Raw genomic sequence first — 13,711 nt, 5'->3', positions numbered from 1 at the left:
GATTATTTATTTTTTCAGGTAGTTGCGTCGCACGGCGGCGTAGTTCCGGATACCATCAGATGGGCAAAAATTATTCCCACTCGATTGTTCCCGGCGGCTTCGACGTCACGTCGTACACGACCCGGTTCACGCCCTTCACCTCATTGATGATGCGCGTCGCGGCGCGGCCGAGAAAACGCATGTCGAAGGGATAGAAATCCGCCGTCATGCCGTCGCTCGACGTGACCGCGCGCAGCGCGACGACATAATCATAGGTGCGGCCGTCGCCCATCACGCCGACGCTGCGCACCGGCAAGAGCGCCGCGAAGGCCTGCCAGATTTGATCGTAGAGACCCGCGTTGCGGATTTCGTCGAGATAAACGGCGTCGGCCTTGCGCAGGATGTCCAGCTTCTCGCGCGTGATGAGGCCGGGGCAGCGGATGGCGAGGCCGGGTCCCGGGAACGGATGGCGCCCGACAAAGGCTTCCGGCAATCCAAGCTCGCGGCCGAGCGCGCGCACTTCGTCCTTGAAAAGTTCGCGCAGCGGCTCCACCAGCGCCATATTCATGCGCTCCGGCAGGCCGCCGACATTGTGATGCGACTTGATCGTCACCGACGGTCCGCCCGTGAAAGAGACGCTCTCGATCACGTCCGGGTAAAGCGTGCCCTGCGCGAGGAATTGCGGCGCGCCGCGGCCGTCTTCGGCGATCTTCTTCGCCTCGGCCTCGAAGGTCTCGATGAAGAGGCGCCCGATCGTCTTGCGCTTTACTTCCGGATCGTCGACGCCCTCTAGCGCGCCCAAAAACAACTCCTCCGCCTGCACGTGATGCAGAGGGATGTTGTAGTGGTCGCGGAAAAGGCTCACGACCTCCTCCGCTTCGCCGAGCCGCAGCAGGCCGTGATCGACGAAGACGCAGGCGAGCCGATCGCCGATCGCCTCATGGATCAGCACCGCCGCAACGGCGCTGTCGACGCCGCCCGAGAGGCCGCACAGCACGCGCCCGTCGCCGACTTGCTTGCGGATGGCGGCGACGGCTTCGCCGCGAAAGGCGGCCATGGTCCAGTCCGACTTCAGCCCCGCGACGCGATGCACGAAGTTGGAGAGGAGCTTCGCGCCGTCCGGCGTATGCACGACCTCGGGGTGGAATTGCAGACCGTAATAGCGGCGCGCCTCATCGGCGATCGCCGCCATGGGCGCGTTCTCGGAAGCGGCGATGACGCGGAAGCCTTCGGGGAGCTTCGTGACGCGGTCGCCATGGCTCATCCAGACGGTGGCGCTTGCGCCCTTTTCCCATACGCCGTCGAAGAGCGCGCTGTGTTCCAGCGCGGTAATCTCGGCGCGGCCGAATTCGCGATGATGGCCGGCCTCGACGAGCCCGCCGAGCTGCGTCGCCATGGTCTGCTCGCCATAGCAGATGCCGAGCACCGGCACGCCGCTATCGAAGATCGCCTGCGGCGCGCGCGGCGAGCCTTCGTCGGTCACCGAGCACGGCCCGCCGGAGAGGATCACCGCCTTGGGGCGGATCTCCGCGAAGGCGCCGCCGGCGCTCTGGAACGGCGCGATCTCGCAATAAACCCCCGCCTCGCGCACGCGCCGCGCGATGAGCTGCGTGACCTGCGAGCCGAAGTCGACAATGAGCACCTTGTCGTGGCGGTCGGCGATGTCGTGGTGGAAAGTTTGCGTGGCGGTGGTCATGGGTTCTCTTGCCAAGACCCCCTCCCTATCCCTCCCCCGCTCCGCGGGAGAGGGGACGCTCACGATCAACAGTCGTGATGAAGGCCAGAATCTACGCCCTCTCCCGCGGAGCGGGGGAGGGTTGGGGAGGGGGAAGTCTCTCCTCGACGCGCAGGCGGATCGTCTCCAGCACGCCCTCGAACTCTGCGTAAACCTCCGCATTGGTCACGCGCAAGACCGAAAAGCCGTTATTCGCAAACCATGCGTCGCGTCGGCTGTCTCGGCGAAGCTCGGAGTCGCTGGAATGCGTCGCGTCGTCGACCTCGATGACTAGCTTCGCCGCGTGACACAGGAAATCGGCGACATAGGGACCACAAGGCGCTTGCCGACGAAACTGCAACCCAGAGAACCGATGGCCGCGCAGCGCATACCAAAGCTTTCTTTCAGCATCCGTCATGTCGCGTCGAAGTTTGCGGGCGAACGCCACCTTCGACGTTTTCGGTTCTCGCACCGCCCCCTCCCTGTCCCTCCCCCGCTTCGCGGGAGAGGGGACGCCCACCCGGCAGCTTTAGCTTAGCTGGATCGTGAGCCCGAGCCTAGCTCGCTCTCCCCCCTTGCGGGGAGAGCGAATCAGTCAACTTCACCCCCGCCGCATCACGCAAACATAAAACCCGTCGGTCCCGCTCGTCGCGGGAGACAGCCGGATTCCCGCCCCATGCGGCGAGGCGAAGCGCGCAAGCTCGGGGAGCCCTGCCCCCTCGGCCGTCTCGGCCCCGGACAGCGCCGCGAAATCCGAATGCGTCGCCAGAAAGGCCGCGATCTGGTCCTCGTTTTCATCCCGCAGCAGCGAGCAAGTGACGTAAGCGAGCCGCCCGCCCGGCTTCAAAAAGCGCTCGGCCTGTTCGAGCAGCGCCGCCTGCTCCTTCACGCGCAACTCCAGCGCGCCGGGAGCGAGGCGCCATTTGACGTCCGGGTGGCGCCGCCAGGTGCCGGTTCCAGTGCAAGGCGCGTCGATCAGCACGAGGTCGCAGCGTCCCGCGAGATCGGCGAGCACGTCGGCCTTGCCCTTCGGCTGGCGCACCTGAATGTTCCGGGCGCCGGCGCGCTCCAGCCGCTCATGGATCGGCATCAGGCGCCTGCCGTCGGCGTCATAGGCGTAGAGCTGACCTTTGTTGTGCATCTGCCCGGCAAGGGCAAGCGCCTTGCCGCCGCCGCCGGCGCACAGATCGAGAACCTGATCCCCGGGCGAGGCGCCGCAAAGGAGCGAGGCGAGTTGCGACGCCTCGTCCTGCGGCTCGACGAGGCCCTTCACATAGGCCGTCTCGGCGGCGAGCGCCGGACCCCTGCCCCGCCCAGCGTCGATCCTGAGCCCGATGGGCGAGAGCGGGGTCGGGACCGGGTTCAGATGGGAAAGCTTCGCCCGCGCCTGTTCGCGTGACGCCTTCAGAATATTGACCCGAAGATCGACAGGCGCACGCGCCGCGAGCGCCGCGCCTTCGTCCGCGGCTCGGCCGCCGAAGGCGGCGTGAAAGCGGTCGTCCAGCCAATCGGGATAGTCGCCTCGTATATGGTCCGGCGCGCCGTCGAGCGTCGCGGTTTCGAGCCGCGCGCGTTCATCGTTCGAGAGCGGCTCGGGCGCGTGGCGTTCGCCCGCGCACAGCGCCGCAATGGCGTCGACGGGGAGCCCGCGCGCCTCGCGCAGCGCGCCCAGCATGCGCGCGCGGGGCGTGTCCGCGCCCATCACCCAGGCGGCGGAAGCGGATTTGCGCAGCGCGTCGAAGACGAGACTCGCAATGGCCGTGCGATCTTTGGAGCCGGCGAAACGATGAGAGGCGCCCCAATCCTTGAGCGCTTCGGCGACGGGACGGCGACGTTGCGAGAGATCGTCGAGAATCTCGATCGCGGCGGAGACTTGGGCGGCGGGCGTCATTACGTTGTCGATATAACCGCGGCTGCTCCCCTGCAACCTTTGTCTCCCCTCGGACGCGAAACGGCGCTCATGCGCCTCGCCGGGAGACTCGGGCGTTCAGCCCGGGTTAACCTCGGTAGAGCGAGAGTTTCGAACGAAGCGCCAGAAGTCGAGAGAGACGATGAGATATTGGCTTTGCACTGTTCTGATATCGGCGGGCGCGCTCGCCGGATGCGCATCGACCGAGGGATATTACGGCGGCGGCTACGGCGGCTACGGCTATGGACCCGGATACGGATACGGACCGGGTTACGGATATGGTTACGGCTACGGCTATGGGCGCCGTTACGGTTATTGGCGCGGCGGCTATTGGGGCGGCAGGCCTCACGGTCCTCCGCCGCCGCCCGGGGGATGGGCGCCCCCGGCCAACGGCGGCTGGTCGCCTCCCGCCAATGGCGGCCCGCCGCCGACGACGATCGCACCGCCGATCGGTCGCACGGATCCGCTCGATCGGGTCTCGCCCATCGGCCGGCTCGGGGGCTATGAAGTTCGTCCTCCGATCGGGGTCGCCCCCGGCGGCGCGAATGCGTCCATGGGGCGCCCGGGTTACGGCGGCGGGCCCCGCGGCGCGGCGCCTCCGCCCGCGACGATCAGCGGGCCGACCGTCAGTCAGTGAGACCCGGCGGCGCGATATGGGTCCGGCCTATCGCGCCAGCCGCCGCTTCGCGCCAATGCAGCGGATCGTTCCCGTCGCCGACCGATAGACGACGGTCTCGGTCTTGATGGACCCCTTGGCGAACACCACGCCGTCGACGAGCGGACCATCCGTGACGCCGGTGACGCACACCACCACGTCGCCGGTCACCATATCCGCGACGCGGTATTTCTTGCCGGGATCGACGAGGCCGTGGCGTGCGGCGCGGGCGCGCTGTTCGGCGCTCTCCAGCACCAGCCTCCCTTGCATCTGGCCGCCGGCGCAGCGCAGCACCGCCGCCGCGAGCACGCCTTCCGGCGCGCCGCCGCGCCCCAGATACATGTCGACGCCGGTTTCCTCCGGATCCGTGACGAAGATGATCCCCGCCACGTCGCCGTCCGAAATCAGCCGCACGCAGGCGCCGGCCTTGCGGCACCTGGAGATGAGCTGCGCGTGACGCGGACGATCCAGAATGCAGACGGTGATCTCGCCGGGCGCGACGCCCTTCGCCTCGGCGAGCGCCTGGATGTTTTCGGCCGGATCGCGATCCAGATCGACGAGGCCTTCCGGATAGCCCGGACCAATCGCGATCTTGTCCATGTAGGAATCGGGCGCATGGAGCAGCGTTCCCGAGGCCGCCGCCGCGGCTATGGCGATCGAGCCCGGCATGTCCTTGGCGCAGAGCGTCGCGCCTTCCAGGGGCGCGGCCGCGAGTTCGACATGGGGGCCGGCCGCTGCGCCGATCTCCTCGCCGACATGGAGTCGCGCGGTTTCGTCGTCCTCGCCCTCGCCGATGACGATCCGGCCGCGCACCGGCAAGCGCGCCAGTTCCTCGTGCATTGCCTCAAGGGCGGCGCGGTCGGCGGACATTTCGTCGCCCCGTCCGCGCCACCTCGCAGCCGCGACCGCCGCGCGCTCGGTGGCGCGGGCAAGCTCGATGGTGAGGAGACGCTCGATCGAGGCGGCGTCGAATTGCGGCTTTTGGGCCATGATGCGCTTTCCCGCGCCTATTCGCGCTCGATGCGGATCACCTGCGCGCGCGACACGATCGTGCCGTCCTGGAAGATGAGTTCGAGCGCCTCGCGCACGAGATGCTCGCTGGTCGCATGAGTGATGAGGATGACGTCCACGCAGTCCCCGGGAGCGCCGCGCCGTCCGCGCTGCATGATGCTCTCGAGCGAAATCTGACGCTCGGCCATGCGCGTGGCGATCTTGGCGAAAGCGCCCGCCACGTCGCGCACCGACATGCGGATGTAATAGCCGCCTTCGTGCCGACGCATCGGCGTGCGCTTCAGCTCGGTAAGCTGCGCCGATGGCAGACCGAACGGCGCCGAGCGCACGCCCTTGGCGATGTCGGCGATGTCGGCGACGACGGCCGAGGCCGTCGCGTCGCCGCCGGCCCCGGGGCCGACGAGGGTGAGTTCGTGAACGGCGTCAGCGTCGATGGTGACGGCGTTGAGCACGCCCATCACCTGCGCGATGGCCGAGTTCTTGCTGACCATGGTCGGATGGACCCGCTGTTCGATTCCGTCCGACGTGCGCTGGGCGACGCCCAGCAGCTTGATACGGAACCCGAGTTCCTCGGCGGCCTCGATGTCCGCGAGCGTCACGCGCTCGATGCCCTCGATGTCGATCGACTCCGCCGAAATCCGCGCGCCAAAGGCAAGCGAGGTGAGAATCGCCAGCTTGTGGGCCGTATCATAGCCGCCGATGTCGAAGGTCGGATCGGCCTCCGCATAGCCGAGCCGCTGCGCCTCCTTCAGACACTCCTCGAAAGAAAGCCGCTCCCGCTCCATGCGGGTCAGGATGTAATTGCAGGTGCCGTTCAGAATCCCATAGACGCGCTCGATGGAATTGCCCGCGAGGCCCTCGCGCAGCGTCTTCACGATCGGGATGCCGCCCGCGACGGAAGCCTCGAAGGAAAGCGCCACGCGCTTTTCCTCGGCGAGTTGCGTCAGGTGCAGGCCGTGCGCGGCCAGCAACGCCTTATTGGCGGTGACGACCGGTTTGCCATGGGCGAGCGCCGTCTCTACGCTGGCGCGGGCCGGGCCCTCCGAGCCGCCGATCAGCTCGACGAAGAGGTCGATCGCCTCGGACGCTGCGAGTTTCACAGGATCAGCGAAAAATTCGGCGCCCGAAAAGTCCGCCTCCCGTTTCTTGGCGGCGTCGCGCGCCGAAACGCCCGCGACGACGATGCGTCGGCCCGTGCGCGCGGTGAGCGCCGTCGCCTGCCGATGGAGAAGCCGCGCCACCGCCGCGCCGACCGTGCCGAGCCCCGCGATGCCAACGCGCAAAATCTCCGACATTTCGACCTTTCCAGGAAGTAAAGCTGGAACCGGCGCGACCGCCGGCTTTAAAGGGCCTTGTGCACGATTTCTCAGAGGGGATCAAGGAAGGCCGCGGGGCTTGCCCCGGCCGCATGCGCGCGCCAGAGTGTTGAGGTCGCCGCCGGCGCGCGACCGTCGGCCAGAGGGAGTGAGTCCACATGAAAAAATTGACCGCCGCCGCGCTCGTCGGCTTCGCTCTCCTTTTTGCGCCCGCCGCGGCGCAGGCCGGGATCGGCGCCCATCTCGCGGCCGCGATCGAGCATACGGAGGAGGCGATTTCCGACGACGTGCGGAACGACGCCAAGGAGATCGTCGTCCATTTGCGCAGCGCGCTCGGCCATGCCCGCGAAGCGCTGCACGAAAAGGCGGTCGAGGCCGACCGCACGGCGAACAAGATCATCCACCGCGCCATCGGCCTCCTCAAAAAAGCCGAGGCGCGCGCGCGTTTCGGCGACGCCGCCGGCGCCGTGAAACATTCGATCGACGCGCTCGCCGAGATGAAGAAGGTCAGGTAGCGCCCTCTCGCGCCCCACGCGGGGAGAACGCATGGCGCAAATAAGTTTCAACGATCTCGCGGCGGCGTTCGTGACTCTCCTCGTCGTTGTCGAACCGGCGGGCCTCGCGCCGCTCTTTCTCGCCTCGACGGCCGGCTACCCGGAGCGCGCGCGCCGGCGCATCGCCGCGCGCGCGTGCGTCTACGCCTTTCTGATTCTGACGGGGGCCGCGCTCGGCGGCGAGCAGTTGCTGCGGGCGATGAGCATCTCCCTGCCCGCTTTCCATATCGCTGGGGGCCTTCTGCTGTTCTCAATCGCGTCAGAAATGGCGCTTGGCGTCCGGGTGAGCCGGGACTCGGCGGCGACGGTCCAGGCAGTCGTGGAGAATGGGCGCAACGTCGCCGCCTTCCCGTTGGCGATTCCCCTGATGGCGGGTCCAGGAGCGATTACCGCGACTTTGCTGCTCTCAGGTCAGGCGCGAAACGACCCTGTCCGGCTCGCCGGGCTAATCGGCGCCATCGCCGTCGTCATCGCGATTTGCTGGGTCGCCTGCGTTCTCGCTGCGCGCATCGAGCGGATGTTGGGCGGCGCCGCCAATACCGTGATCGAAAAACTTCTGGGCGTCCTGCTGGCGTCGCTCGCCGTCCAATATGTCGTGGACGGCGCGCGAAGCCTGCTCTTTGGCTAGTGCGAGACGTCCGACCAGATCTTGCGCTTGGTGAAATAGAGCAGTCCGGCGAAGACGATCAGGAACGACACGACCCCAAGCCCGATGCGCTTGCGCGCCTCGAGATGCGGCTCCGCCACCCACATCAGGAAGGCGGTGACGTCGCGCGCATATTGATCGACCGTTTGCGGCGCGCCGTCGTCATAGGTGACGGCGCCATCCGAGAGGGGCGGCGGCATGCTGAGATGCGAGCCCGGCATATACGGATTGTAATACTGCCCGTCCGGCATCTTCATGTCATGTGGCGGCTCCACGTAGCCCTTCAGAAGCGACGCGATGTAATCGGCGCCGTGCTCCTGATAGGAAAGCCCCGGCAACGCGTCGAGAAGGAAGGTCGGGAATCCGCGGCCATAGCCACGCGCCTTGGCGAGCACTGACATGTCGGGCGGATAGGCGCCGGACATCGCCGCGCGCGCGGCCTGTTCGTTCGCGAAGGGCGGCGGGAAGCGGTCGCTCGGCCGGGCCGGCCGGTCGAAATATTCGCCGGCGTCGTTCGGGCCGTCCTTGACCTTGTAGCTCGCCGCGAGTTCGGCGACCTCCTTCTCGGAGAACTCCGGCCCTCCCGGCTGGCTGAGATTGCGGAAGGCGAGCATCCTGATCGAATGACAGGTCGAGCAGACCTCCTTGTAAACCTTGAAACCGCGGCGCAGCTGCGCCTTGTCGTAGGTTCCGAACGCGCCCGCGAAACTCCATGTATGAACTTCGGGCTTACGGTCATTGTGCCCCGACGAGGCGAACGTCGGCGCCACGGCGGACAACACCAGAAGCGCCGCGCCGGAAAAGAATGAAAGGAGGAGACGGCGCTTCATCGAAGAGTCCTGTTGGCCAAACATCTGTCGCACATTACGCATGGGACGCGCTCCCCGTCGCAACGGCGGCTTCGATCGACTCGGGCACCGGTTCGGGTTTCTCATGCTTGCCGAGCCACGGCAGGATCACGAGGAAATGCAGGAAGTAGTATAAGGAAGCCAGTCTCGCCAACCACAGATAGACGCCCTCGGCGGGCTGCGCGCCCAGATAGCCGAGTCCGATGCAAACTGCGACGAAGACCCAGTAGAATTTTCGGAACAAAGGCCGATACCGCGCCGACTTCACCTTCGACGTGTCGAGCCAGGGGAGCGCGGCCGTGATCAGGATCGACAGGAACAGCGCAATGACGCCCAGAAGCTTGTTCGGGATTGCGCGCAGGATCGCGTAGAAAGGCAGGAAATACCATTCCGGCACGATGTGCGGCGGCGTCACCAGCGGATTGGCCTCGATGTAATTGTCCGGATGACCGAGGTAGTTCGGCACGAAGAACATCATCCAGGCGTAGAGCACGAGGAACGCGCCGATGGCGAAGCCGTCCTTCATCGTGGCATAGGGCGTGAAAGGGACGGTTTCCTTCTCGACGTCCTTCACCTCGACGCCGGCTGGATTGTTCTGGCCGGTCACGTGAAGCGCCCAAACATGAAGGCCGACGATGGCGGCGATGATGAAGGGCAGAAGGTAATGCAAGGCGAAGAAGCGGTTCAGCGTCGGATTGTCGACCGAATAGCCGCCGAGCAGCCAGGTGGTGATCGACGTGCCGACGACCGGGATGGCCGAGAACAGATTGGTGATGACCGTCGCCGCCCAGAAGGACATCTGACCCCAGGGCAAAACGTAGCCAAGGAAGCCGGTGGCCATCATGACCATAAAGATCACGACGCCGAGGATCCACAGCACCTCGCGCGGCTCCTTGTAGGAGCCGTAATACATGCCGCGGAAGATGTGGATATAGACGGCGAGAAAGAACATGGAGGCGCCGTTGGCGTGCGCGTAACGCAGCGCCCAGCCCCAGTTCACGTCGCGCATGATTTTCTCGACCGAGTCGAACGCCAGCGTCGTTTCCGGCGTGTAGTGCATCGCCAGCACGATGCCCGTGACGATCTGCGCCACCAGCATGAAGGACAGGATGGCGCCGAATGTCCACATATAGTTGAGGTTTTTCGGCGTCGGATAGGCGACGAAGGAATCGTAGACGAAACTGATGATCGGCAGCCGGCGCTCCAGCCAACGGGCGAAGCCGCTTTTGGGCGTGTATTGGGAATGTCCGCTCATGGAACTTTCTCGAATGCGTCGATGGCGACGGGAAGCGCGGGAATGCGGACAGGCAGGCGGCCTATCCGATCTTGATCTTTTTATCGTTGATGAATGTGTAGCTCGGCACTTCCAGATTGGACGGAGCCGGACCGCTGCGGATGCGGCCCGAAACGTCGTAGGTCGAGCCATGGCAGGGGCAGAACCAGCCGTCGTATTGGCCCGCCTTGCCGGTGGGGATGCAGCCGAGATGGGTGCAGACTCCGATCACCACGAGCCATTCCGGCTTCTGGACGCGCTTCGAGTCGGCTTCGGGGTCCGGGAGATCGGCCAGCGGCGTGTTCTCTGCGGCCTTGATCTCTTCGGGGGTGCGGTGGCGAACGAAAACGGGTTTGCCGCGCCATTTGACCGTCACGATCTGCCCGAGGGGGATCGAGGAAAGGTCTACCTCGGTGGAGGCGAGCGCGAGGGTGGAGGCGTCGGGGTTCATCTGGGAAATCAGCGGCCAGACCATGCCGCCCGCCGCGACTGTCGCGGCCGCCCCGGTTGCGATGTAGAGGATGTCTCGACGGCTCGACTCAGCCGGCGAATTTTCTGTGACGTCTTTGGTGCTCACGCCTGACCTCTTTCAATCGCCTCATGTGGAGAGCGCCAGACCCTCGAGCGCAAGCTCCACCCGCGGCAATCGTTCCATTTTTTCGCGCCTTGCGCCAGTCTGCGACGCGGCCGGACGCGACGAACGATCGAAACGCCCGGGTTCGCGCGGTCTATGTGGCGCCATTTGGGCGACATGTCCACAAGGCGCAGCCCCGAATCTTCGCCGATTCGCACGGGTTTTCAGCCGCGCCGCACAATCGCGGCGATTTGCCGCAAACCTTTGAAGTCTAGAGGGATTGACGTCCACAATGCCGTTCACGCTCGCCCTGTATCAGCCCGATATTCCGCAGAACGCCGGAACGATGCTGCGCGCCTGCGCCTGTTTCGGCGCAGAGGCGGCGATCATCGGGCCGGCGGGATTTCCCGTCACCGACAGCGCCTTCCGCCGCGCGGGCATGGACTATCTCGATCAGGTGAGAATCGCGCGTCACGCGTCTTTCAACGCCTTCGAGCTGTGGCGGGCGGCGCAGGGCGTCGAACGGCGGCTCGTTCTTCTTTCGACGCGCGCCGCCCTTTGCTACGCCGCCTGCGACTACCGTTCGGGCGACATTCTGATGGTCGGTCGGGAATCGTCGGGCGTCCCGGACGAGGTCTTCGCCGCCGCCGACGTCGCCGTGAAAATCCCCATGCGTCCCGGCGCTCGATCCCTGAACGTCGCCGTCGCGGCGGCGATCGTAATGAGCGAAGCCCTGCGACAGACCGGCGCCTTCGACGCGGCGGGCGCGTGACGGCGCGGCCGACGGGATTTGACAAGGCGCGGCTCGCGGCGTGAATGGAGCGCTCGGAAAGGGAGACGCACATGAACGCCGCGCCGGATCAGCTCGAAGCCCGGAAGAAGCAAGCGCAGGATTGGTTCGAATCTCTGCAATTGCGCATTTGCGCCGCCTTCGAGGCGCTCGAGAACGAGGCGGCCGGCCCCTTCGCCGAAACAAGCGCGCCCGGCCGGTTCGAGATGACCCGCTGGGAGCGGCAGAATCACGACGGCGCGCCGGGCGGCGGCGGGCGCATGGGCATGATCCATGGCCGCGTCTTCGAGAAGGCGGGCGTCCATTGCTCGACCGTCTTCGGAACGTTCCAGCCGGAATTCGCGAAACAAATCCCCGGCGCGGCGGAAGACCCGCGCTTCTTCGCCACCGGCATCTCGCTCATCGCGCATCCCTGGAACCCGAACGTGCCGGCGGTGCACATGAACACGCGATTCGTGGTGACCACTAAGGCGTGGTTCGGCGGCGGCGCGGACCTCACCCCCGTCCTCGACGCGCGGCGCACGCAGGACGATCCCGACGCGATCGCCTTCCACGCGGCCATGCGCGGCGCGTGCGAGCGGCACCCGGTCGCCGACTACGACCGCTTCAAGAAATGGTGCGACGAGTATTTCTATCTCCCGCACCGCAAGGAGCCGCGCGGGATCGGCGGCATTTTCTACGACTACTTCAACAGCGCCGGCGATGCGGCGAACAGCGGCTGGGACGAGGATTTCGCCTTCACCCGCGACGTCGGCGAGAGTTTTCTGGCGATCTACCCGGTCCTCGTGCGGCGGAACTTCACGAAAAGCTGGACGACCGGGCAGCGCGAGGAGCAACTCGTGCGCCGCGGCCGCTACGTCGAATACAACCTGCTATATGACCGCGGCACGATCTTCGGGCTGAAGACCGGCGGCAATGTGGATTCGATTCTCTCCTCCATGCCGCCGATGGTAAAATGGCCGTGACGCTCAGCCAAACGTCCACGCTCGGTTCAGCCCGAAGGTGACGAACATCGCGAGCGCCGTCGTTGCGACCTGCGCCGGCAGATAGGGCGCGCCCCACCGGTCCACAAAGAGGCTCATCAGCAGATAGGTCACGCAGAAGCCGGCGAAGGCGACAAGAGCGAAGCGCCAGCCGGCCTCATGGTGGGGGCGGTCGCTCCCGAAAGTGTGGCGGCGGTTCAAGATATAGGCGACAACGCCTCCCGCGACATAGCCGCAGAGCGTCGCCGGCACGGCGCGCCAGCCGCCGGCCTCCACCAGCGCGATCAGGATGGCGTAATGCGCGATCGTAGCCACGGCGCCGACCGAAGCGTAGGTCGCGAGCTGGCGGACCATCTCAGCGCGGCATGCTGGCGTAATGCCGGGCGATCGCCGCCATCTCCGCTTCCGTGAGCAGGCGGCTCATGAAACGCATCTCCTTGTGCGGCCGCCTGCCGGAGCGGAACGCCTTGATCTGGTTGAGGAGATACAACTCCTGCTGGCCCGCAAGATGCGGCACGTCGGCGCTTTTGGCGATCCCGTCCGCGCCGTGGCAGGCGGCGCATTGAACGATGACGTCGCCGAGAGAGGGCTTCTCTCCGGCCGAGGCGGCCGACCCCGCTGCGACGGCGATTGAAACAAGAAAGACATGGGCGATCGCCCTCATGGCAGACTCCGGGAAGACAGCGCGACGCCCCGCCGCCTGGCGCATTTGCCGCTCGCAGGAGCCGTCTACGTTTGCGCCCCGCCTTCTAATGGCCCGTCGCGAGCGCCCTCGCAAGCGCCGCCGCCTCGTCGGAGCCGATTCGCAGGGTTGTCCTGCCGTCCTTCAGGGCGATTTCCACCGCCGCGAGGCCGCCGATATTGTAAAGCCAGCCGCGCGGGGTGAGATGAATGCCCCAGCCCCACCACCATTTGTTTTCGACCGGAGCGGCGGTCGCGATCTCGGCCCGCGAAAGGGTCTTGCGCCAGAAGCCGGGGCCGAAAAACCATTTCACCTCGGTCGGCGTCGCCTCGACGGTGAGCGATGAAAAGGCATAGGACGCGCCGCCGAAAACCACCGCCGACGCGACCAGCGGCAAGGCGAGCGGCCCGGGAAACCGCGAGCGCCCCCAGAAGCAGCGCGGCGACCCCCGGAATCGCGGTCAGGAACAGCAGCGTTCCCGGCTGGGTGTGACGATAGATCGGGGCCATGACGCCTCCCCGGCGCACATTGGCGATTGGCGCGGGAAAATTGTCCCGTCCGCCCCTTTCCGCAACCAAAATCGGCGGATGTGTTGATGAGAGCTTTGCGGAGCCCTTCACACTGGCGTCAATCTCGTCTAGACAGTCCTCGACTTTCGAGCCGGGCGCGCCCCGCTCGCTTGCCCGCAAGACGGGCGCTCCGGGACGCGTGCCGGTCCAAAAGGCTGGGAACGCGGCCTTTTTTTATGCGCGCGCGCCCCTGCCCTCCCCGGGCGCA

General features: G+C 66.2%; 16 protein-coding genes. 5 read left to right on the top strand and 11 right to left on the bottom strand.

Annotated features, from left to right (window positions below):
• Nucleotides 1-70: 70 nt before the first annotated feature.
• From guaA to ACV959_RS06865, 3 genes are all read right to left on the bottom strand, one after another.
• On the bottom strand, nt 71-1,675 hold the full coding sequence (guaA, locus tag ACV959_RS06875) for a glutamine-hydrolyzing GMP synthase (RefSeq protein ID WP_475739152.1): 1,605 nt from the start codon (nt 1,673-1,675) through the stop codon (nt 71-73).
• A 91-nt stretch (nt 1,676-1,766) separates the two neighbouring features.
• A complete protein-coding gene (locus tag ACV959_RS06870) occupies nt 1,767-2,165 on the bottom strand; it encodes an endonuclease domain-containing protein (protein ID WP_475739151.1) in 399 nt (132 codons plus the stop codon).
• Nucleotides 2,166-2,294: 129 nt separating this feature from the next.
• Entirely contained in the window at nt 2,295-3,584 is a 1,290-nt protein-coding gene (locus tag ACV959_RS06865) for an RsmB/NOP family class I SAM-dependent RNA methyltransferase (RefSeq protein WP_475739609.1), read from the bottom strand.
• A 160-nt stretch (nt 3,585-3,744) separates the two neighbouring features.
• On the opposite strand from ACV959_RS06865, the gene ACV959_RS06860 reads away from it, so the two are divergent.
• Nucleotides 3,745-4,239 carry a hypothetical protein gene (locus ACV959_RS06860; protein WP_475739150.1) on the top strand — a complete coding sequence of 165 codons (495 nt, stop codon included), beginning with the start codon at nt 3,745-3,747 and terminating at the stop codon, nt 4,237-4,239.
• 27 nt (nt 4,240-4,266) lie between these two features.
• Here ACV959_RS06860 and glpX read toward each other — a convergent pair whose 3' ends face one another.
• Nucleotides 4,267-5,247, bottom strand: a complete 981-nt coding sequence (glpX, locus tag ACV959_RS06855; RefSeq protein WP_475739149.1) for a class II fructose-bisphosphatase — start codon at nt 5,245-5,247, stop codon at nt 4,267-4,269.
• A 17-nt stretch (nt 5,248-5,264) separates the two neighbouring features.
• Complete coding sequence (locus ACV959_RS06850; RefSeq protein WP_475739148.1) at nt 5,265-6,563, bottom strand: homoserine dehydrogenase; 1,299 nt, start codon at nt 6,561-6,563, stop codon at nt 5,265-5,267.
• A 179-nt stretch (nt 6,564-6,742) separates the two neighbouring features.
• Here ACV959_RS06850 and smbP point away from each other — a divergent pair, with 179 nt between their 5' ends.
• Nucleotides 6,743-7,099 carry a small metal-binding protein SmbP gene (gene smbP, locus ACV959_RS06845; RefSeq protein ID WP_475739147.1) on the top strand — a complete coding sequence of 119 codons (357 nt, stop codon included), beginning with the start codon at nt 6,743-6,745 and terminating at the stop codon, nt 7,097-7,099.
• Between the two features lie 31 nt (nt 7,100-7,130).
• Entirely contained in the window at nt 7,131-7,766 is a 636-nt protein-coding gene (locus ACV959_RS06840) for a MarC family protein (protein ID WP_475739146.1), read from the top strand.
• On the opposite strand, the gene ACV959_RS06835 is transcribed toward ACV959_RS06840, so the two are convergent.
• The 3 genes from ACV959_RS06835 to petA form a co-directional block, all read right to left on the bottom strand.
• Nucleotides 7,763-8,614: a cytochrome c1 gene (locus ACV959_RS06835; RefSeq protein ID WP_475739145.1), complete on the bottom strand. Its 852-nt coding sequence runs from the start codon at nt 8,612-8,614 to the stop codon at nt 7,763-7,765. The genes ACV959_RS06840 and ACV959_RS06835 overlap by 4 nt on opposite strands.
• A 34-nt stretch (nt 8,615-8,648) precedes the next feature.
• The gene (locus ACV959_RS06830) at nt 8,649-9,887 is read right to left on the bottom strand and encodes a cytochrome b (protein ID WP_475739144.1); all 1,239 of its coding nucleotides are present in this window, start codon (nt 9,885-9,887) and stop codon (nt 8,649-8,651) included.
• Nucleotides 9,888-9,948: 61 nt separating this feature from the next.
• Entirely contained in the window at nt 9,949-10,482 is a 534-nt protein-coding gene (petA, locus tag ACV959_RS06825) for a ubiquinol-cytochrome c reductase iron-sulfur subunit (protein ID WP_475739143.1), read from the bottom strand.
• Nucleotides 10,483-10,771: 289 nt separating this feature from the next.
• Here petA and ACV959_RS06820 point away from each other — a divergent pair, with 289 nt between their 5' ends.
• Both ACV959_RS06820 and hemF read left to right on the top strand, forming a co-directional pair.
• Nucleotides 10,772-11,251: a tRNA (cytidine(34)-2'-O)-methyltransferase gene (locus ACV959_RS06820; protein ID WP_475739142.1), complete on the top strand. Its 480-nt coding sequence runs from the start codon at nt 10,772-10,774 to the stop codon at nt 11,249-11,251.
• Nucleotides 11,252-11,322: 71 nt separating this feature from the next.
• The gene (gene hemF / locus ACV959_RS06815; RefSeq protein WP_475739141.1) at nt 11,323-12,234 is read left to right on the top strand and encodes an oxygen-dependent coproporphyrinogen oxidase; all 912 of its coding nucleotides are present in this window, start codon (nt 11,323-11,325) and stop codon (nt 12,232-12,234) included.
• A gap of 3 nt (nt 12,235-12,237) precedes the next feature.
• Here the strand turns inward: hemF and ACV959_RS06810 are convergent, their stop codons facing one another.
• From ACV959_RS06810 to ACV959_RS06800, 3 genes are all read right to left on the bottom strand, one after another.
• The gene (locus ACV959_RS06810; RefSeq protein WP_475739140.1) at nt 12,238-12,606 is read right to left on the bottom strand and encodes a GtrA family protein; all 369 of its coding nucleotides are present in this window, start codon (nt 12,604-12,606) and stop codon (nt 12,238-12,240) included.
• 1 nt (nt 12,607) lies between these two features.
• On the bottom strand, nt 12,608-12,916 hold the full coding sequence (locus tag ACV959_RS06805; RefSeq protein ID WP_475739139.1) for a c-type cytochrome: 309 nt from the start codon (nt 12,914-12,916) through the stop codon (nt 12,608-12,610).
• A gap of 85 nt (nt 12,917-13,001) precedes the next feature.
• Nucleotides 13,002-13,331, bottom strand: coding sequence for a hypothetical protein (locus tag ACV959_RS06800; RefSeq protein ID WP_475739138.1), 330 nt, complete (start codon nt 13,329-13,331; stop codon nt 13,002-13,004).
• Between the last annotated feature and the right edge of the window lie 380 nt (nt 13,332-13,711).

The organism is Methylocystis sp. Se48 (assembly GCF_056269425.1).
Note: the sequence above shows the minus strand (reverse complement) of the source record. Positions and strands in the feature narration are given on the sequence as shown.